The organism is Bradyrhizobium genosp. P, assembly GCF_049949265.1.
Taxonomy (GTDB): Bacteria; Pseudomonadota; Alphaproteobacteria; order Rhizobiales; family Xanthobacteraceae; genus Bradyrhizobium.
The window spans coordinates 4,806,579-4,825,682 of record NZ_CP188195.1; the positions used below are offsets into that span (position 1 = coordinate 4,806,579).

At 62.9% G+C, this 19,104-nt stretch carries 18 protein-coding genes and 1 pseudogene; 11 read left to right on the forward strand and 8 right to left on the reverse strand.

All coding sequences use genetic code 11. The features are described 5' to 3' along the window. Nucleotides 1-17 precede the first annotated feature (17 nt). A complete protein-coding gene (locus tag ACP2YO_RS23260; protein WP_426442893.1) occupies nucleotides 18-1,259 on the reverse strand; it encodes a methyltransferase domain-containing protein in 1,242 nt (413 codons plus the stop codon). Nucleotides 1,260-1,649: 390 nt separating this feature from the next. On the opposite strand from ACP2YO_RS23260, the gene ACP2YO_RS23265 reads away from it, so the two are divergent. The 5 genes and pseudogenes from ACP2YO_RS23265 to ACP2YO_RS23285 form a co-directional block, all read left to right on the forward strand. Beyond that, the gene (locus tag ACP2YO_RS23265; protein WP_426442894.1) at nucleotides 1,650-2,585 is read left to right on the forward strand and encodes a hypothetical protein; all 936 of its coding nucleotides are present in this window, start codon (nucleotides 1,650-1,652) and stop codon (nucleotides 2,583-2,585) included. A 219-nt stretch (nucleotides 2,586-2,804) separates the two neighbouring features. Further along, complete coding sequence (locus ACP2YO_RS23270; protein WP_426442895.1) at nucleotides 2,805-3,989, forward strand: hypothetical protein; 1,185 nt, start codon at nucleotides 2,805-2,807, stop codon at nucleotides 3,987-3,989. A 186-nt stretch (nucleotides 3,990-4,175) separates the two neighbouring features. Beyond that, a complete protein-coding gene (locus tag ACP2YO_RS23275) occupies nucleotides 4,176-4,523 on the forward strand; it encodes a hypothetical protein (RefSeq protein WP_426442896.1) in 348 nt (115 codons plus the stop codon). A 196-nt stretch (nucleotides 4,524-4,719) separates the two neighbouring features. Beyond that, nucleotides 4,720-5,853 carry a tyrosine-type recombinase/integrase gene (locus tag ACP2YO_RS23280; RefSeq protein ID WP_426442897.1) on the forward strand — a complete coding sequence of 378 codons (1,134 nt, stop codon included), beginning with the start codon at nucleotides 4,720-4,722 and terminating at the stop codon, nucleotides 5,851-5,853. Between the two features lie 41 nt (nucleotides 5,854-5,894). Further along, a pseudogene (locus ACP2YO_RS23285) lies at nucleotides 5,895-6,965 on the forward strand (ComEC/Rec2 family competence protein); the annotation flags it as partial. On the opposite strand, the gene ACP2YO_RS23290 reads toward ACP2YO_RS23285, so the two are convergent. From ACP2YO_RS23290 to ACP2YO_RS23310, 5 genes are all read right to left on the reverse strand, one after another. Then, nucleotides 6,962-7,189, reverse strand: coding sequence for a hypothetical protein (locus ACP2YO_RS23290; protein WP_426442898.1), 228 nt, complete (start codon nucleotides 7,187-7,189; stop codon nucleotides 6,962-6,964). The pseudogene ACP2YO_RS23285 and the gene ACP2YO_RS23290 sit on opposite strands and share 4 nt — an antisense overlap. Before the next feature lie 148 nt (nucleotides 7,190-7,337). Continuing rightward, entirely contained in the window at nucleotides 7,338-7,766 is a 429-nt protein-coding gene (locus ACP2YO_RS23295; RefSeq protein WP_426442899.1) for a hypothetical protein, read from the reverse strand. Between the two features lie 242 nt (nucleotides 7,767-8,008). After that, nucleotides 8,009-8,710: a transcriptional repressor LexA gene (gene lexA / locus ACP2YO_RS23300; RefSeq protein WP_426442900.1), complete on the reverse strand. Its 702-nt coding sequence runs from the start codon at nucleotides 8,708-8,710 to the stop codon at nucleotides 8,009-8,011. Nucleotides 8,711-8,951: 241 nt separating this feature from the next. Then, nucleotides 8,952-10,163, reverse strand: a complete 1,212-nt coding sequence (gene glp, locus ACP2YO_RS23305; RefSeq protein ID WP_426442901.1) for a gephyrin-like molybdotransferase Glp — start codon at nucleotides 10,161-10,163, stop codon at nucleotides 8,952-8,954. 42 nt (nucleotides 10,164-10,205) lie between these two features. Continuing rightward, complete coding sequence (locus ACP2YO_RS23310; protein WP_426442902.1) at nucleotides 10,206-10,832, reverse strand: HAD family hydrolase; 627 nt, start codon at nucleotides 10,830-10,832, stop codon at nucleotides 10,206-10,208. 942 nt (nucleotides 10,833-11,774) lie between these two features. On the opposite strand from ACP2YO_RS23310, the gene plsY reads away from it, so the two are divergent. Together plsY and ACP2YO_RS23320 are read left to right on the forward strand one after the other, a co-directional pair. Further along, complete coding sequence (gene plsY / locus ACP2YO_RS23315; protein WP_426443294.1) at nucleotides 11,775-12,437, forward strand: glycerol-3-phosphate 1-O-acyltransferase PlsY; 663 nt, start codon at nucleotides 11,775-11,777, stop codon at nucleotides 12,435-12,437. 154 nt (nucleotides 12,438-12,591) lie between these two features. Further along, complete coding sequence (locus tag ACP2YO_RS23320) at nucleotides 12,592-13,113, forward strand: N-acetyltransferase family protein (protein WP_426442903.1); 522 nt, start codon at nucleotides 12,592-12,594, stop codon at nucleotides 13,111-13,113. A 9-nt stretch (nucleotides 13,114-13,122) separates the two neighbouring features. Here the strand turns inward: ACP2YO_RS23320 and ACP2YO_RS23325 are convergent, their stop codons facing one another. After that, the gene (locus tag ACP2YO_RS23325) at nucleotides 13,123-13,563 is read right to left on the reverse strand and encodes a hypothetical protein (RefSeq protein ID WP_426442904.1); all 441 of its coding nucleotides are present in this window, start codon (nucleotides 13,561-13,563) and stop codon (nucleotides 13,123-13,125) included. A gap of 357 nt (nucleotides 13,564-13,920) precedes the next feature. Between ACP2YO_RS23325 and thrS the strand changes: the two genes are divergently transcribed. After that, nucleotides 13,921-15,132, forward strand: a complete 1,212-nt coding sequence (gene thrS, locus ACP2YO_RS23330) for a threonine--tRNA ligase (protein ID WP_426442905.1) — start codon at nucleotides 13,921-13,923, stop codon at nucleotides 15,130-15,132. Between the two features lie 207 nt (nucleotides 15,133-15,339). After that, nucleotides 15,340-16,500, forward strand: coding sequence for a hypothetical protein (locus ACP2YO_RS23335; RefSeq protein WP_426442906.1), 1,161 nt, complete (start codon nucleotides 15,340-15,342; stop codon nucleotides 16,498-16,500). Nucleotides 16,501-16,551: 51 nt separating this feature from the next. On the opposite strand, the gene ACP2YO_RS23340 is transcribed toward ACP2YO_RS23335, so the two are convergent. After that, nucleotides 16,552-17,442 (reverse strand): LysR family transcriptional regulator, encoded by an 891-nt coding sequence (locus ACP2YO_RS23340; protein ID WP_426442907.1) that lies wholly within the window; start codon nucleotides 17,440-17,442, stop codon nucleotides 16,552-16,554. 339 nt (nucleotides 17,443-17,781) lie between these two features. On the opposite strand from ACP2YO_RS23340, the gene ACP2YO_RS23345 reads away from it, so the two are divergent. Together ACP2YO_RS23345 and ACP2YO_RS23350 are read left to right on the forward strand one after the other, a co-directional pair. Further along, nucleotides 17,782-18,348 (forward strand): hypothetical protein, encoded by a 567-nt coding sequence (locus ACP2YO_RS23345; RefSeq protein ID WP_426442908.1) that lies wholly within the window; start codon nucleotides 17,782-17,784, stop codon nucleotides 18,346-18,348. Nucleotides 18,349-18,412: 64 nt separating this feature from the next. Next, nucleotides 18,413-19,099: a VOC family protein gene (locus tag ACP2YO_RS23350; RefSeq protein WP_426442909.1), complete on the forward strand. Its 687-nt coding sequence runs from the start codon at nucleotides 18,413-18,415 to the stop codon at nucleotides 19,097-19,099. Nucleotides 19,100-19,104 lie beyond the last annotated feature (5 nt).

Genomic DNA, 19,104 nt, shown 5'->3' on the forward strand with positions numbered 1-19,104 from the left:
CATTTTACTGGACGCTTCTATAAAAGTGCTTCCAGGAAGCTCCGCCTGATATCATCACGCGTTGCCTCGGTCTTTTCCAGTACGACGACGAAGCTGTGATTGTCGCGGCCCTGAGACTCGAGCCTGGTCGGATAGAATTGCTTGCAGCGGAATGGAAGCAATCCTTCTGAGGCGACCTCGGCCATTGCCATTAGGAACGACGACGATGTGAAGACCCAGCAATGCACGTCGAGATAATTGCCGCCGTGTGCTGCCTGGGCAAGAGATATCGGATCACTCGCCAGAATTTCCGCAGAGACCGATCCTTGTCCATCGATCACCTGCTGCGGCGTTTTCGACGTTTCGGGTCTGGCCCACTCGAAATGCACGGCGGCCGCTTGCGAATGATGGTCGTAGACGGCTCTCGCATCCGGCACAGTCAGATCGGCGATGTAGGCTGCGACCAGATCGGAAGCGCGGCTGTCCTCGCGGTATAAATCGAAGGTGTTGCGGCGATCGGGGAGCGAGATCGAGAGCAAGCCATTCGTGCGAAGCACCGCGGCAATCTCGTTCATCCATCTGATCGGGTTAGGAACATGCTCCATGACCTGCGATGCGACGACATAGTCGAGCGGGGCATCGCCTCGCAGGGTTTTCTCGATATTGTTATCGACCATCGGCCGATCGACTTCCTTAATGTCGTTGAGGAAGCTGTATTTTTCGCAAAGGCCGGCGGTGTCGAGATGATCGACATAGAGAACGTCGGCGTCCTCCTTCGAAAGAAGCGGCTGATTGAGCGGACCGATCTCGGCGCCGCGACCGGTTTTCAGCGGCAGATGACTTACGAGCTTGTCCCGGTAGGACAGGCCGTGGTCTGCGAGGGGCCAAGGTTTGGAGCTTGGCATTGCGCCTTCCGGTGCGATCTCGCCCTTCGCTTCGAAAATTGCTCTGCGGAATCGTAGAATCTGAGGTTGCTCATCGATCATTCTGCGCGCGTTGCCGAGTGCGCGTTCCGATTGAGCCAGTTGTTCCCTGAGATGTGTTTGCCGCTCGATGAGGTTGGCTTGCTGCCTCTCAAGGTTCGCTCGCTGATCAATAAGGTTGGTCTGCTGCTCGATAAGGTTGTCTCGCTGCTCCATAAGTTTGGCTTGCTGCTCCCTGAGATCGGACTTCTCACGTTCTGCCGCCAGCAACTGCTCGGTGATCTCGTTCCGATGGTCATACAGGCGTCGGATCGGGGGAAAAGTCGAAAGAACCAGGCGTTTGAATTGAGCGCGCAAGACCAACTCCATCTCGCGGCAAGAACTTCTGACAGTTCTTTTCATCTTTGCCGGTGATCGGCCTGCCGCAGAGTCCGCTCTTTAAGCATTCAACTTAGCGGCGATCAACCCTCGCGAGAATCGATACCCTGGCTCCCGCACCGTGATACCTTTCATTCACAGCCATGCCGGTTCCACAGGAGGTAAGCAAAAGCGGCCCCGGATCATCTCCGGGGCCTCTTTCACTTACTGGACCTTGTCCGTTAGTTTTTTCATAGCCACAAGCATATCGGACCGATCGGTGAACCTACCGAGCCGCGATGTAGTGATTCTCGCGGGGGTTGATTGCGGATGGACGGGGCGGCTAAGGTGCCGCCGATCCATCATGAGAACCGGGCTGGGATAATTCGCATGCTCCGACGTTTCCGTAGTGTTTTACCAGCGCGCACACGCCTACCTGTCTACGAGCCAGAACCTGCACCGCCTCATCCGACGGTACCGGCCCAGGCCAGCACGCCCCCAACCATCGAGTTGCGGCGCACCGACCGAACAAAACCGGAGAACAAAGTCCTTAGTTCGTTTGCTTCCGACATCACCTCGCAGTTCGGCGAAGACGGCATCCTGCGCGAGGTGTTCAGCCGGATTGGAATCCGCAATCGATGGTGCGTCGAATTTGGCGCATGGGACGGCGAATATCTCTCAAACACGTGGTCGCTGATCAATCAGCAAAACTGGAGCGCCGTTCTCATCGAATCTGACCCGAAGCGCAGCGCGAAACTCCGCGATCTTCATCATCTCAACGAGCACGTTCACGTCGTATCTGCCGCTGTTGGTTGGGCCGGCGACGAGGCTCTTGATGCCATTCTCTCCTCAACGCCGATACCGAAGGACTTCGATCTGGTTTCGATCGACATTGACGGCAACGACTGGCACGTCTGGAGCGCGATGCAGAATTATCGTCCGCGCGTCGTCGCGATCGAATTCAACTATTCAGCCTCGAACGATCTGTATTTCGTGCAAGCTGCCGATCCGTCCCTCAATCAAGGCGCATCGCTACTCGCCATGATCGAACTCGGCAAAAGCAGGGGATACGAACTCGTCGCCACCACATTGACCAATGCAATCTTCGTGCTTGCCGAGGACTTCCAGAAGATCGGAATCTCAGATAATTCGATCGATGCCATGCACTTCAGTGATCGCACGATCGAGATCGCGCAGGGCTATGATGGGACCATCTTTGCCGGCGGCAACCTGTCGCTGTATTGGCAAAATCGTTCCCTTGCTCAAGAGGACTTCCAGATGCTGCCTCCCGAAAAGCGGAAGTATGTCTATCCCGGAAATGACTAGAACGGCGCGCCGTAGGCAACGAGCGCATTATACCAAAGCGTCGTAGCCGAAGCCGCGCCCGTGTCGTTGAGGTGCGTTAGGTCGGCCTGCCGTAGGTCGCGCCGGTCAGGCTGTCGATATTCGGGCTCGCCCAGATTCCGAGGCTGTGGTTGACCAGAAGCCAAGATTGTAGAGTCCGGTTCGGTCGGCTCAACCACGCCCTTGCGGATTGTCGAGCTGATGGACCGCGGCGCCGCAACGCTGCTAGAAATTCATCTGCAGGGGATCATCCAACCGACGGAAGGCGCAGCGCTCGAACACGGGAAGCAAACAATGATCACCGGCAACAAGTGGCAGTCCGCCAAGACGCATTGCCCCAGGCCCCACGCATACACTCCGGCCGCCCCGCTGCAAACCGCAGCACTGCGCGCGGCATGGGACGACCACATGACCGACGAGATCAGGCTTAGTCCGAGCTGGCGAATCATCGTGGTGCCGGCCGCGCGGATCGACCGCCGCACCTGGTCGGTGCAGCGCCTGGTCGACGGCGCCTGGCAAGACGCCCACGTTACGCGGTCCCGCGAGATGTTGCGATGGTACCTGCCGCTTTGCGGCACGATCGACAAGGCCGTGCGCGCCATCGTGGCCAACCTGCCGGACCGCATCGACCGGCGCCGGCCCGGAGAACCAGGGCGGAGCCAGTACATCCGGAAGAGGGCGCCCAAGGTCGTCGCTGCACCGATCGCCGAGGTGATGGTGGCCGAGCCCGCGGCACCGATTGCGCTGGCCAGTCTGGACGTGGGGTACCGCCCCCCTGGCACACCCGCAGCGTCTAACCTGCTCGCTGGCCCGCGTGGAGCCGCCCAGGCCAAGCCGCCGGGCAAATCTCGCGCTTGTGCGTGGTGCGGATTGACCTTCACCTTCTCGGCGAGATCGCCGCGCACGTTGAGTTGCTCCCCGGTATGCGTGCGAGCCTACCGACGCAGGTACCTGCAGGAACTTCGAGCCCGTGATCCTGGCTGGCCAGAAAGGGCGCGGCTTGATGAGGCCGCACGGCGAGCCGCCCGCAAGGCCCGGAAACAGGCTCGAGAGATCGCCCTGGCCGCCGCTGCCGAGCAGCCAATCGAGCCCGCGACGTTGGAACATTTCCACATCTTTCACGGCGTCAGGATTGACCGCATAGAGCTGGCCCCGGCCAGCGGGCCGGCCGTCGAAGTGATGCCCGTCGAGCCGGAAGCCTCTCCAGCGCCCGCCGTGGCCCATCTGGAGGCCGCGCCATCGACGCCGTACCGGGACGTGCCACGCGAGACCAAGCGGCTTGCCCGCCAATTCCTGGCTTGGTGTCGGGACCATGAGCGGGAGGTAGAGCGAGCTATGTCTCGAAGCCGCTTCGCCAGCGCTCCGGCCGATGCCGATGCTTGGTGATGATCCTCGCCAGCAGCGGGCCAACGTCCAACAAACGTCCAACTTTCTGTGGACAAATTTTTGCGCGATTTTTAGTTTGCCGCATCTTCAATGACTTATCCGCTGCACTCTATGGTTTTTTCCTGCAGTGACCGAACGTCATCGCCCATGCGATCGTTCGCGTCGGGGTTGCTGATGGAGAGACCATTGCCGAAAGTGCAGTTTGATCTCGAAGAGATCGCCAAGGAATTCATGGCCGCTTACGGCGGCTGGTACGAGCGAATGCGGGTCGCGAAGGTCGGGGCGCAACTCGCTGCCGAGCGAGAGCAGAACGAAGCGAACTATCTTGCAGCCGGTAGGCGCCTCGAGCGTCTGAGCGACAAGGACCTGTCGAGGAAGTGGATCGCCGTGCTGCGGCGCCTGTACGGCGAGGATCGCCGTCTTCGCAACGAGATAGACGATCTCAGCGCCGAGCTTGGGCTCCGGAAGCTCCGTATCGATCTACCCGAGGACGTGCGCGCGCTGCTGGCCGGCCGCGCGGGGAAGGTCGGCTGATGTCGCGCGATCTGATGGACGGCAAGGCAGCGGCCCGCCGACTGCACATCACCGAGGATCAACTGAGCGCATTGGTCCAAGACGGCGAGATCAGCTACATCAACGTCGGGCGTGGCAAGAAGCGCCCGCGCCGGCGGTACGCTGAAGAGGATATCGCCGAGTTTGAAGAACGGCGAAGGCAACGGGAGGCATCACCATGTCGGTCTACAAAGACAAGCGATCGCCGTTCTACCTCTTCGACTTCCAGCTCAGTGGTCGTCGGTTTCACGGCTCGACGAAATGCACGAACCGGAAAGACGCCGAGCGTTTCGAATCGGTAGAGCGCGACAAGGCCAAGGCGCTGGTTAAGGCGATGAAGCGCAGCAAGACGTCGCTTCTCCTCGACGATGTCGCGGGTCGCCTCTGGAATGACAGCGCCCAGCATGACGCCGAAGCGAAGGCGACAGAGACCAACCTGGCCCGCCTGATTGATTATTTCGGAGAGCAGAAGCCGCTCACCGAGATCGACCATAGCGAGGCCAAGAGGCTGGTTGCGTGGCGCCGCGGCCATCGCGTCTCCCGGCGCGGCAAGCGCACCCGAGAGCAGGAGGAGGCGCTGCCGCTGGTCTCCAACGCGACCGTGAACCGATCGACGACCAAGGTGCTGCAGCGGATATTCACATTCGCGAAGGCGGAGGGCGCGGCGTTCGAGAACGAACCGAAATGGGATGATTTGCTGCTGCCCGAACCTGAGGAGCGCGTCCGCGAGCTGCAGGACGACGAGGCTGTCGCGATCGACGCCGCGATGCGCGCCGACTACGAGCCGTTTTTCGCCTTCGTCAGGGCCTCCGGCATGCGGCTGCAGGAATGCGTCACGCTGCGCTGGTCGGAGGTGAACTTCGGCACCAGGCAGATCGTGCGGCTCGGCAAGGGCGGCCAGCGCGTCGTGTTCCCGATCACAGACAGCGTCCGCGAGATCCTGTTCGAGCTGCAGGGCCATCACGCCGAGTTCGTGTTCACGTACACCGCTCAATTCACCAGTAAGAAGCACGGCAGGGTGCGCGGCGGTCGATACCCGCTCACCCACAGCGGAACCAAGGCGGCCTGGCAGCGGATACGCGCCAATGCCGGCGTGACCGACTTCAGATTCCATGACTTCCGCCACGACTTCGGGACCAAGCTGCTGCGCGACAGCGGCAACCTGAAACTGGTACAGAAGGCGATGAATCACCGCAGCATCGAATCGACCATGCGATATGCGCACGTCCTCGACGAGGATGTGGCCGCCGCCGTCGAGCGCGTCGCGAAATCCCGGAGAAACTCCCGGGGGCCGGTGCGGAAGGTGAGCTAAGCCGTTGAGACTGCGCACGATATCAGAGCCGGCGTCAGGGCTTCCAGATGTCGTTCGCGGCGACGCTCGGGCTGGTCGCGCTGATCCAGATCGGGATGCCGAAGCTGATGGCGTCGCCGGATCATTCGGCGACCGCGCGCATCGCCATGTGGGGCGGTCGCGAGATCACGATGCTGGTCATGGCCTCGCTGGTGGCGGGGCTCGCGACCACGCCCTATTCCGCCTTCCATTTCCATCGCGTCACGCCTTACGGGCTGCTCGCCAATCTGGCGGCGATGCCGGTGGTGTCGGCGGTCGTGATGCCGGCGGGCTTGCTTGGGCTCCTGGCCATGCCGTTCGGCTTTGACGGCGTGTTCTGGTGGCTCATGGGCCTCGGCATCGACTGGATGATCGTGGTGACGCAGTGGGTCGCCGCGCTGCCGGGTGCGGTCGGCCGCATGGCGGCGTTCGGCACCGGGCCCATGATCCTGGCGAGCGTGGGGCTCGTCCTGCTCGGGCTGCTGCGTACCCCGCTGCGCTGGTCGGGCGCGGCCCTGCTTCTGGTCGCGACAATCTGGGCGGTAAGGGTGCCGCAGCCAGATGTCCTCATCTCCGCTGACGGCCGCAACGTCGCGGTGCGAGGCGGCGACGGGCGGCTGCATCTGATGCGGAGCGCCAAGGACGCCTTCCTCGTCAAGGAATGGCTCGCTGCGGATGCCGATGCGCGCACCGCCGCCGATCTCTCGCTGGCAGACGGCGTCTCCTGCGACGACAGCGGCTGTGTGACCGCGACGGGCGCCGGTGGCGGCTTCGTCGCGCTGGCGACGCGGCCCGAGGCGCTGGTGGATGATTGCGAGCGCGCCATGCTGATCGTGACCGCTCGGTCGACGCCACAGGACTGCGCGGCGTCCGTGATCGATTCCGAGCGGCTGCGGCGCCACGGTGCGCTGATGCTGCGCCGTGTCAGTGACGGCTTTGCCATCGACGCGGTCAAGCCTGGTGGCATCGACCGGCCGTGGTCGCCGGCGGTTTCCGGCGATACCGAGAGCGAAACGATGTTGCGGCTGCCCGGCGCGACGCGGCCTGCGGTCGATGCGACCCCGGCGGAGGCGGATGTTCAGGGCGACGATTAGGGGTGGTCGGGCGAGGGCGTCGCCGGAATTTCGAAGGCGCCGAGATGGTACTCGTCGGAGTCGGGGCCGGCGTCGGGCAACTTGACCAGGGTGAAGGCGGCTTCGGGAAATTGCTGCCAGACCTTGAGGTCGTCGGCGGTGACCGTGAGCCAGCCGAACCGGAACATGTACCGGCCCGGCTCCGTGACGCGTCCAGCCTTTTGCCAAGTGACCTTGTCGACCACCGCGCGTGTCCTTCTCAGCGCGAGATGATGCGCCAAGGCGCTGTTGGACGCAAATCCCCAATTGCGCCCCGGAACCCTAAGTCCGGGGTCGCTCGAAATTGCTTTGGTCACCCGCCGCGAGGCGGTTCATCCTGCGGCGCTGATGGTCTCAACCCAAAAATAGCGACGCAAATGCAGAGGGCCGCCGCTCCAAGACCTTGGGCTTCTGTTCGACGGTCGGCTGAACCGCCGGCAGCTGCAGCACGGTCACGCGCTGCCCTTCGCAGAGCTGCGTCACCAATATGCGATTGCCGTCGGGGAATTCGACCGCGTCATGATGGCGATCGGGAACGTCGGGCTCGACCTCGTTGAACACGCCGACGCGGTAGCCGATCGTCTTGGTCCAGATCCAGCGGCTATCGTAGCGGACGTTTTCAGCGAAGGCGAGCTCGGTGCCCGGACGCATGCAGACCGCGACGGCCGGATCATGCTCCGAGGCAAAGCCGCGGGTCGACGTGCCGCGGAAGGTCGTGGTGATCAGCGTCTCTCCGACAACGGCGGGACGCGATGCCACAGCGTGCAGACTATAGTCACACATCGGATGGCTCCTCATTTCGAGATAGCGACCCGTGCCTCCCCTTGAGGCGCAGGCCTCTACCAGAGTGGACGATAGCGAAACAGTCTTTTCCCGTTTCTGGGCGATTGTACGACTGGCCGCCCAGGAGCTCCGATCACAAACGCGCTACAGCGCGCGGGAGGTATCGGAGCGCGTCCAGAGAAGCAACGCGCTGCGCTATCCGCCAAGCAACTTGCCGATGTGTCGCTCGTTCCTCGACGCCGTCAGTATTTGCGATAGAGCCCGATCAGCTTGCCCTGGATCCGCACCCGGTTCGGCGGCAGGATGCGCACTTCATAGGCAGTGTTGGCCGGCTCGAGCGCGATCGAGGCGCCACGCCGGCGGAAGCGCTTGAGGGTGGCTTCCTCTTCGTCGATCAGCGCCACCACGATGTCGCCGGTGTCGGCGGTGTCGTTGCGCTGGATCAGCGCCATGTCGCCGTCGAGGATGCCGGCATCGACCATGGAGTCGCCGCGCACTTCCAGCGCGTAGTGTTCCCCGGAGCCGAGCATGTCGGGCGGCACACTGATGGTGTGGCTGCGGGTTTGCAGCGCCTCGATCGGCGTACCGGCCGCAATCCGGCCCATCACGGGGACGGCGACCGGGCGGTTGCCGTCATCCTCGGCGCCAATCGGTGCGCTCGAGCGCTTGCCGAGCGTGCCTTCGATGACGCTGGGCGTGAAGCCGCGCCGGCCATTGCCGCCGCCGGAGAGCTCGGGAAGCTTGATCACCTCGATGGCGCGGGCGCGGTTGGGCAGGCGGCGGATGAAGCCGCGCTCCTCGAGGGCGGTGATGAGGCGATGGATACCGGATTTCGAGCGCAGATCGAGCGCGTCCTTCATCTCGTCAAACGAGGGCGGCACGCCGGCCTCTTTCAGACGTTCGTTGATGAAACGCAGAAGTTCGTACTGTTTGCGCGTGAGCATCTCGAGCATTCCCCCGGTTGATAGCGTCGTTCGATTCCGAGACATCAGAAGAAAGCCAGGTCTCGGAAGCGCTAAACTCCGAGATGGACTCCCATTCATAGACACCAGTACTCGAAACAAATCATGAACGGACACTATATGTTCGATATGTGTTCCGCAACCACTTAATTTCAGGTGAACGTAGAGCTGAGCGTGGAGCTGAACGTAACAGCCGTTCCCGATGCGCGGTTCGCGCGCAGCGTCACTCCGGCATCGTCAGGATCTCGCACGGCGCGCCTGTAACGGCGGCCGGCGCGAACGGCGGACGGATCAGAAGTGCCCGTGCCGCAGCGAGATTTCCCAACAGCGAACTGTCCTGCTGCAGGACCGGCGTCGCGATCAGCGTGCCGTCGTCGCGCTCCTCGAGCCGCGCGCGCAGATAGTCCTCGCGCTGGTCGTTGGCGGCAAGATCGCGGCCGAGCACGGCGCTCTCGCGGACATGATGAATCACCTTGCGTCCGTTCAAAGCCCGAATCAGCGGCACCAGAAACAGGAAGGCGCAGACATAAGACGACACCGGATTGCCGGGCAGGCCCATCACCCGCATCGAACCCAACCGCCCGTGCATCATCGGCTTGCCGGGCCGCATCGCGATCCGCCAGAACGCCATGTCGACGCCCTCGGCCTCCAGCGACTGCTTGACGAGATCGTGGTCGCCGACCGAGGCGCCGCCGGTGGTGATGAGTATGTCGGCGTCCGCCTCGCGCGCCCGGCGGATTCCTGAGGTGGTCGACGCCACGGTGTCGGCGGCGATGCCGAGATCGACGGTCTCGGCGCCTTCGGCGCGCGCCAGCGCCCGCAGCGCATAACCGTTGGAATAGACGATCTGACCCGGGCCGGGGCGGGAACCCGGCATGACAAGCTCATCGCCGGTCGCCAGCACCGCGACCTTCGGACGGCGGCGGACGGCCAGTTCCGGATAGTTCATCGCGGCGGCGAGCGACAGCGCGCGGTCGGACAGAACGCTGCCGCCTGCCAGCATTACGTCGCCTTCGTGGAAATCCACCCCGGCGACGCGGATATGCCGACCTTTGGCGGCGGCCTCCGTCAGGGTGATGTGGTCGCCGTCAGCCTTGGTATCCTCCTGGATGATGATCGCGTCAGCGCCATCGGGGATCACGCCGCCGGTAAAAATCCGCACCGCTTCGCCGGCGCCGACTGTTCGCTCGAACGGCCGGCCGGCCGCGACCTCGCCGATCACCTTCAGCCGGGCCGAGAGATCAGCTGCGTCGGCTGCGCGCACCGCGTAACCGTCCATCGCCGACATCGGCTGCGGCGGCTGGGTGCGCCGCGCCGCGACGTCGCGTGCCAGCGTGCGGTGATAGGCGGTATCGAGCGCCACCATCTCCTCGGGCAGCGGCTCTGCGCTGGCGAGAATGGCGGAGAGGGCATCGGCAACCGGCATCAGTGCCACGGGCAGGACCTCCTAAATCCAAAGTGCCTAAATCCCAAATGCCTAAATCCCAAGTGCGGCGAGCGCCCTTGCCACGTCATCCGTCGATGTCACGTGGACGGCGTGAAGGCCGCGCGCCCGCGCACCTTCGATATTGGCGGCGGAGTCGTCGAAGAAAAGGATCCGCGACGCCGGCACGCCGATCGCTTTTACCACATGATCATAGGCTTCCGCGTCGGGTTTTCTGAAGCCGATGGTCGAGGACAGGAACACGGCGCGGAAATGGCCGAGCAGGTCGGCGTAAGCGACCGAGAAATGCGCGACATGGGCCGGGTTGGTATTAGAGAAAGCATAAAGCGGCATCCGCAGCGCCGCGCGCGCCAGCAGCGGCGCGATGCCCGGCATCTCGCCGGTGAAGATTGCGTTCCAGCCGTCGAGGAACTGCGCGTCGGTAAGGCTGATGCCGAGCGATTGGCGCAGGTTCGCAAAAAACGCCGCGTCGTCGATCCGGCCGATCTCATGATGCTTGAAACTGTCGTCGACGACGAAACGCGTCGTGAGGTCGGCCGGCGCGCAGCCAGCGTGTTGCGCCCAGTTCGCCATCACCCTGTCGAAGCTGATGTCGAGCACGACGCGGCCGATATCGAACAGCAGCACGTCGACGGAATTGGGGGAGAGGGAGGAGGTCATTGCGCGAACGGTTTACGAAAATTGCGGGCAGCCGGCAATGGATTCGATTTCACGATGTCGGTGTGATGTCGTTGACAATCTGGCCCAACGCCCCTGGTCCCGTCGTCCTGAGGAGCGGCGTAAGCCGCGTCTCGAAGGATCGACGGCCACCATTCCGGCCGTGCATCCTTCGAGGCTCGCTCCGCTCGTACCTCCAGCGACAAAGGCGGAGCCTTTGCGCGGGGATGACGGTGTTGGTCTGATTCAATTGCCAACAGCAAAAAAGGACGTGAGCCCGCATTCTCGCGACACGATTTGCCCGAGGTCTGCCCTTCGTTCCGCCCTCTCATTTAGTAGAGGGCGCAGGGAAAGCCGGGTGCCGATTGCACCCATGGGCCCGGTGCAACAAAAAGCACCGGGGTAGGACCACAGGTGTAACCGGAACAACCCGGCTTTCCCTGCGCGATGGGTTACGGCTTATACGTGCTCTCCCCGGTGAGACTGGGCTTGCTTGTCACCGCCGTCAGCAAGAGACGTCAGTCCCTCGCTGATGAGACACCTGCCACTAGGGCGTCAGGCCTGCACGACTTCGCCGTCCGCCATCTGCCACAACCGTCCATCGTGACATCGGCGTCCACCGCATCTCACCGCGCGTTCGTGACGATCGCGAGCGTCCCTCAATCGGGTGAGACGGACAAACCTATAGCATTGAATTGCTCTTCCGAAAACCAGAATATTTTCGTTGGGTAGGCTTGACAGATTTTGAGTGATTTGCCCGTCGGGTTAACTTGTCACACCCGGACGAGCGCAGGGAACCAAACCTGCGCTTTTTGACCCGGACGGACCGTGGCGTCCTCCGGAGCCCAAAGCGTTACGCTTGAGCCAGGGGACTGTTTCAAACACGATCAAAGACGTAGACAACCAAATGACAATTGCTCGAAACTGGAGCTCGAGGTGACGCCCGTGGTTTTCTGGTTAGCGAATGCGGTTGGGCTGGCGATCGCTTATCTCCTGGGTTCTATGCCCACGGGCTATCTGGCGGGGAGGCTGCTCAAGGGCATTGATATCCGCGCGCATGGCTCCAAATCCACGGGAGCAACGAATGTGTTGCGGACCCTGGGGAAATGGCCTGCGTTGGTGGTGCTCCTAGTCGATGTGTTGAAGGGGGCGGCGGCGATTGTCTTGGCCCGCTGGATTTATCCCTGGGTCTATACATGGCCGTCCGTTACGCCTCCGACTGCGCTTGATCTGCAAACCTGGGTGCCATGGGCGGTTTGCCTGGTCGGAGTTGCCGTGTTGTTGGGGCACAGCCGCTCGATCTGGCTGAATTTTACGGGCGGCAAATCCGCGGCGACGGGATTGGGCGTGTTGCTGGCGATGTCCTGGCCGGTGGGTCTGGGTGCCGCTGCGGTTTTCTGCGTTGTGCTGGCTATTTTCCGGATGGTCTCGCTTGGTTCGATCATCGCGGCGCTGACTGCGATCGCGCTCGTCTGCGTCCTGGAGCAACCGTTGCCCTATCAGTTGCTGGTGATTGCTGGTGGAATCTACGTGATCGTGCGCCACCGAGCCAACATTCAGCGGCTTCTGGCTGGGACGGAGCCACGCCTGGGGCAAAGCAACGCATAGGACGAATGAATTGGCCGGCGCGTGGCCGCAGGAGGCTCGTGCAGGCAAGGGGGCAAACCGGCGCTTTTGACCCCGTTGCGGATGCAGCCAGAAGCTCGATAAGCTTGGTTCGAGGAAGATTTTGTCGGCGCGCTTGAACATGAGACGGCATCACTTGGCTATTCGACCCGCTACCGAGGCGGACGCCGCGTCCATCGCTGAAATCCATGCCGCAAGTTGGCGCGACGCTTATGCAGACATTCTGGCACCGGAATTCCTGAACGGCCAGATCGAAATGGATCGGCTCGCTGTCTGGTTGGAGCGGCTCCGCGACAGTCCTCCAACCCAGCTGGTCAACGTCGCCTGCGATCCGACTGGCCACGCAGAGGCGTTTGTCTGCGGCTATTGCGATTTCGATCCTGTCTGGGGAAGTCTTGTGGACAATCTCCACGTTCGTCCTCAGGTTCGCGGTCTGGGGATAGGTGAAAAGCTTTTTCGAGGCGCCGCCGGCGAACTTTCGGCAAAAGCTTCCAGCTCCGGGCTGCATTTGTGGGTGTTCGAAGCAAATGTGGCGGGCCTTCGCTTCTACGAACGGCTAGGGGGCCGCGTGGTCGAAAGGGCTAGTTCCGAGATTCCGGCGGCTGGCGGAAAGACTGTCTTGCGGGTGCACTGGCCCAGCGTCGCGCAGAATGGCTGAATGCGATGTTTATCGGGCGATAAGCATCGAAAGACGTGATGCGAGCAGTTTTCCGATGAGTTTCATCGGGTACGTTCGATAGCTGGGTGCATCATTCGGAAGTTCTGTGTTGACGGGCCGGAATTTTGTCTGGGTCCGCATCTCGATGGGCGGGAGGTCGCCTTCAAAACGGGCGCGATACGTCGAGACCCAATGGCCGCGACTGAACTTCAGGAACATGCCCGAGTTGCAGCACGACGCGACGAACCGCTGGGTAGGCGAGCTGTCCTTGATTTTGTAGCCCACCAGCAGGTCCGCACCCGAGACGCAACCAAACCGGTCGTCACGGTAGCTCAGATAAGGTGTCCCGCCGTCAGCGTCGAGGACACGCGCTGCATTTGGCAGCCGCTCGATCTGCTGACCACCTTCCTGACAGTCGTCGCAGTAGCACACCACGCTCAGGATTGGCACGCCAACGGCCTGGCACCGAACGCGACCGCAAGCGCATGACGAGATTCTGATCGTCTGGTGTACTTTGGCCATCTGGTTCTCTGCCGCGCGGACCTTGTTGTCCCAGCCTGTTAAATCAACTGGACGTTGACGCCTAGCGTTGACGCCTGGGCGTTTTACCGCCATATACACGGCATGAACAAGCTTCGATCATTCGCATCGACCACCACGGCGACCGCTTACGGCGGATCGCCTCCTGGTTGCGCGCGCTAGAGACAAGCGTACTTCACCCAGAAAGGCCCGGCCGGCGACGGACGGGGCCTTTCTTGTTTCTGATGGTCCGCGTCCGCGCTTATTCCCCTCACAAGGAACATAGTCATGGACGATCTCGACCACAGAAATCTCGGCGTGCAACTCAAGCTCTGGCACCTTCAGGAGGATGCGCCGGGCATGGTGTTCTGGCATCCGCGCGGCTACGCGATCTACCGGGTGCTGGAGGATTATGTCCGGCGCAAGATGCGGCGAGCCGGCTATGCCGAGGTCCGGACGCCGCAATTGCTGCCGCAGGCGCTCTGGGAGCGCAGCGGCCACTGGGACAAGTTCGGCGAGCACATGTTCCGGGTCGACGACGACGAACAAGCGATGGCGCTGAAGCCGATGTCGTGCCCATGCCACGTGCAGATATTCAACAAGGGGCTGCGCTCGTGGCGGGAGCTTCCGATTCGCTATGCCGAGTTCGGCGCCTGCCATCGCAACGAGCCTTCCGGCTCGCTTCACGGCATCATGCGGACGCGCGCCTTCGAGCAGGACGACGCCCACGTGTTCTGCCGCGAGCAGGACGTGGAGGGCGAAGTCGCGCGCTTCATCGCCCTGCTGGGCGAGGTCTACCGGGACCTCGGTTTTCCCGACTACGAGGTACCGCTGGCCACGCGGCCGGCGGTGCGCGCCGGCGACGACGCGACCTGGGACTGGTCGGAGGCGAAGCTCGGCGATGCCGCGCGGCAATGCGGCCTCGTGCCTCGCATCAATCCCGGCGAGGGCGCGTTCTACGGCCTGAAGCTGGAATTCGCGCTGCGCGACCGGTTGGGACGATCCTGGCAGTGCGGCACGGTGCAGCTCGACGGCGTGCTGCCGCAGCGGCTCGAGGCGTCCTACATCGCGCCGGATGGCAGCCGCGCGAGGCCGCTGATGATTCACCACGCTATCTTCGGATCGCTCGGCCCCATGATCGCGATCCTGCTCGAGCGCCATAACGGCGTGCTTCCGTTCTGGCTGTCGCCGCACCAGGTTGCGGTCGCGCCGATCTCGAAAGAGCAGGCCGGATACGGCGCGGACGTGCTGGCGGCGTTCGAGGAGGGCGGCATCAGGGCCGTTGCCTATGACGGCGCCGATACGCTCTCGCGGCGCATCGTGGCGGCGCATGACATGGCGGTGCCGGTGATGGCTGTCGTAGGCCCGCGCGAAATGAGGGACGGCCGGGTGAGTTTGCGCGAGCGCGACGGCTCACAGATCGACGTGCCGCTTGCTGAGGCGGTGTTGCGCTTGCAGGCGAGGGCTCGGCCGGGGGCGCTTGCTGCTGACGTGCCGTAAAACGCGCTTCAGGCAAAGGTATCAACTGGCCGACTCCGAGTGGAACTCGTCGGCCGCCGATCGTCCCAGGATGTTGCGTCAGGGGGGCTCAAGCGAGTAACTTCGCGCGGTCGCTCTTTGGCGCGCTCTTGGGCCATGCACTCTTGGAGGCGGCGGATGATACACCCGAGGCGGGTGGCTGTGGCGGCCCTGTGCCGGGAACTCGCTGTGCCGGCTTTGGCCGCGCTGCTGGCGATGTCGGGTTCATTCGCGACCCACAGTCCCGTTGGCGCGGCGCCGACCACCGGCAATCTCACGCCGTATCTGGCGGCTAACGCCAAGCCTGCTGACGACAAGCCTGCTGACGCCAAGCCTGCTGACGACAAGCTTGCCGACGACAAGTCTGCCGACGATGTGAAGCCGATCCCGGTGGCTACTCCCGATGCCATCACAGCCAGCGGCCCCGTTGCCGCAGTCGCGCCACCGGCCGCTACCCCGGCGCCGACGACGACCGAGGCAGAACCGGTCAAAACCGCTGCTTTGACCGACCCGGCGGAGGCCGTGGTGCCGGAAACGCCGGCCAATCCGCGGGCCACGAGCAGCGATGAGAGCGAGCCGCCCCGCGATGTCAATCTGGCGCCGGACTCAACCGAAATCGTCGATGAGTGTTTTGTCCTCGATATCTGTGTCGACCGTTATTTGTGGACGCTTTACCAGCGCGCGCCCAAGGAAGACTCCGTCAGAGAAGACGTTCAGCGAGCTGTCACCGTCAGGAAAAAAGGCAAGTCGGTGACGGTCATGAGGACCGTTGGCATATCCGTCGACGAAGATTTTGCCTGGAAGGATGTCAAGGCCGCAGAGCACGCCGGCTTGCCCATGAGTGACTACGTCATTGGAGGCATGGATCGGGCGTTCAAGCTGAGGCTGTTTTACATGCTGCATGCCGCCGAGGCAGCAGGCCTGTCGCCCGGGATCACGAGCGCCTTCCGTGATGACTATCGTCAGTCAATTGCAAGCGGCCTGAAGGCAGCCAATGACAGATCCTTCCACGGCGGTAGTTTTCGCGGCGGGTATGGTCATGGACTGGCGGCTGACATCGTCAGCGTCAACGGCGCGACAAGGGCCGAGCGGTTGGCTTCCACGCAGGTGCTCTGGAAGTGGGTGGATGCGCGCGGCAAGGACTATGGAATCGGACGGCCCTATCTCGGCAGGGATCCACCGCATATGGGCCCAATCGATGGGGAGGAGTACGCCAAGCACCGTCTCGGGGTGAAGCCCAACGAGGTTGCGGCGACCGCAAGGTCCAAAGAAGAAACCGGTTCGGCTGGGAAGCGCAAGACAGCGAAGCACACGGCAGCGAAGCACACGAGAACCGCTGCATCATCGTGAATCGGTCTTCCGTCGACGACGACGCGGCTTCGCGTTCCGGCGCGCAGATACTCAGGCAGGCACCACACTCAGCCGGTCAACTCTGGAGAGCAGCAGCTTCAGGATCGGCGAATTGTTCGCCTTGTGGTAGGCGAGGACCAGGTCGAGTGTGGGCGCTTCTCCCTGCACCGGGCGGGTGGTGATCGTTTCAGGCAGATAGCGTCTCGTGTAGGCCGGCAGCAGCATGACGCCGCGCGTCGACGTGATCATCGAGATGGCGTGGACGACATTGTGCACTTCATGCTCCGGCTTGATGTCGATTCCGGTCCGGTTGAAATACTCCAGCACGACGCGGCGGACCGCGGGCGCGGATTTGGATGGCAGATAGAACGTCTCATTGACGATTTCTTGCGGCGCGATAGAGGTTTGCGCGGCAAGGCGATGATCGTTCGGAAACACAAACACCAGTGGGTCGGTCCGCACACGCTTTGACGCCAGGTCCGCCAGGTTCTCTTCCGGCCGCATGAAGGCCGCGTCGAGCTTGCGCCGCATCAGGGCCTTGGCGAGCACAGGCGAATAATCGCTCGACAGGCGGATGTCGATGCCGGGAAACGCCTCGCGCAGCACGCGGTTCACCTCGGGCAGCAGGTCGATTTCGGCGCCGGACAGGAATCCGAGAGCGAATACCGGCCGCGGCGGCTGTGCTGCGCGCAGCGCTGCTTCCTTCGCGGCCTCCGCCTGCAGCAGCGCCATTCGGGCATGATCCAGGAAAGCCTTGCCGGCAGCCGTCAGCTCAATGCCGTGCGCGCTGCGGCTGATCAGTTGGACGCCGACCTCCTGCTCGAGGTCGCGGATTTGCCGGCTGAGCGAGGGCTGGGACGTATGCAGCTTTTGCTCGGCAGCGACCGTTAAACTGCCTGCATCGGCGACGGCAACGAAGTAGCGGAGATGCCGAAGCTCCATCACAATCCCCCATGTCCCGCAGGCATGTCCCGCAGGCATGTCCCGCAGGCATGTCTCGCAGGCATGGGCCCAGCTTACAAAGTCTTTTCCAGGCCCACCAGCGCTCTCTATAGACAAGGGCGCCGACGCGAGGGTGCTGCCTGACAGGCAGAGCGAGCTCGAATTGATCCGCAAGGCTGCAAACGCCGTGCACGCGGCCTGAGGCCGCGCGTGTTGCCCCCCTGAAGGAGCCTGCACATGCGCAAAGGTGCCAGAGTATCGCTGCTGTTCGTTCTGCTGATCACGGGATTAGGCGGAGCGGCGGCGCAGTCCCCGAGCAATCAACCAAGGACAAGTGGCATGGAAACCGACCTTCCGAAAATCAAGCAAGCGCTGCTCGGAGACTGGGAGAGCATCGCGCCCGAGATCAGGCCGAGCAAGAACCCGGACGGCTCGCTCAAGCCGTTCTACCTCAAGCGCGCCTTCAAATATCTGCCGGGCGATCGCTTTGAGCTCGATGTCGTCAACTTCGCCGACCCTTACGGGGCCGTGCCGCTCGCGCGGATCAAGATCGGCGGCCACATGCTGTGGCAGGGGGCCCATCCGATCGCTGCGGGTGCGCAGAAGGTCGACTTCGTTGCCGACGAGTCCTACGAGGTGACGCCGATGGTGCAGGGATTTGCCGACATCCTCAACAAGGTCGCTTCGGCCGGATACGCGCCATGGGCGGTCAACGCCCCGCAGAGCATCTTCGGAAAGTCCTTCCTGCCGTTCGGTCTCAAGGAGGGGACGAACTTCATGGAGTACGATTTGGTCTATCTCCGGGGCGATCTGCTGTTCTGGGGCGCGCGTAATATCGACGGCCGCGGTTTTGACACCGAGCAGAACCGCCCGACCAACCTGCAGATCCCGCTGGTCCGGAAGTAATCCGGGATTCGAACTTTGGGTATGCCTGGCGATCGAATGCGTCGTTCGAGCAAGGGTGCGGCGGATGCAATTGGCGAAGACCGTTATCGACGTCGGACTATCGACGGATAATCTGGAGCCGATGCTGCGGTTCTGGCAGCAGGATGCCGGTCTCCGCTTCGATCACGTGCTGCCGGTTCGCCGCGGGCAGAAACAGCACAGGCACGATGCAAATGGTTCGGTCATCAAGCTCAATCATCACGCGGAGCAGCTCGCCGATGCAGCGCCGAGCGGCTACCGCGAGCTGATGGTGGCGAGGGAGGGCGTCGGACAACCGCGCGCGATGGCCGATCCTGATGGCAATCGTATCAGCCTGGTGCCCCCGGGGCATGACGGCATCATCCAGATCGCGGTCGTCATGGCGGTGCGGTCGCTGAGCGAACACCGCAGATTCTATGGCGAACTCCTCGGCTTCCCCGAACAGCCCTGGTCGGGCGGTGCGGCCTTTCGCCTTGGAGATAGTCTCGTTTTGCTCTCGGAGGACCGCACGGCGACCGTCGATCCCGTTCGTCAGGCCCGCGGCTGGCGCTACATCACCCTGCAGGTCGGCGATATCGATGCCGTGCATGACGAGCTGCGAAGCAAGGGCGTGCGTGAGGGCCTTGCACCGATCACGCTTGGCGACGTTGCCCGGATCTCGATGATCCTCGACCCCGACGGCAACTGGATCGAGCTGTCGCGCCGGGCGTCGATCGTCGGCAGTCTGTCCTGAACCGC

Coding starts and splice junctions, on each gene's coding strand:
- ACP2YO_RS23265 (WP_426442894.1), top strand. CDS start 1,650: ATGCTCCGACGTTTCCGTAGTGTTTTACCAGCGCGCACACGCCTACCT.
- ACP2YO_RS23270 (WP_426442895.1), top strand. CDS start 2,805: ATGGACCGCGGCGCCGCAACGCTGCTAGAAATTCATCTGCAGGGGATC.
- ACP2YO_RS23280 (WP_426442897.1), top strand. CDS start 4,720: ATGTCGGTCTACAAAGACAAGCGATCGCCGTTCTACCTCTTCGACTTC.
- ACP2YO_RS23295 (WP_426442899.1), bottom strand. CDS start 7,766: ATGTGTGACTATAGTCTGCACGCTGTGGCATCGCGTCCCGCCGTTGTC.
- lexA (WP_426442900.1), bottom strand. CDS start 8,710: ATGCTCACGCGCAAACAGTACGAACTTCTGCGTTTCATCAACGAACGT.
- ACP2YO_RS23310 (WP_426442902.1), bottom strand. CDS start 10,832: ATGACCTCCTCCCTCTCCCCCAATTCCGTCGACGTGCTGCTGTTCGAT.
- thrS (WP_426442905.1), top strand. CDS start 13,921: ATGGACGATCTCGACCACAGAAATCTCGGCGTGCAACTCAAGCTCTGG.
- ACP2YO_RS23340 (WP_426442907.1), bottom strand. CDS start 17,442: ATGGAGCTTCGGCATCTCCGCTACTTCGTTGCCGTCGCCGATGCAGGC.
- ACP2YO_RS23345 (WP_426442908.1), top strand. CDS start 17,782: ATGGAAACCGACCTTCCGAAAATCAAGCAAGCGCTGCTCGGAGACTGG.
- ACP2YO_RS23350 (WP_426442909.1), top strand. CDS start 18,413: ATGCAATTGGCGAAGACCGTTATCGACGTCGGACTATCGACGGATAAT.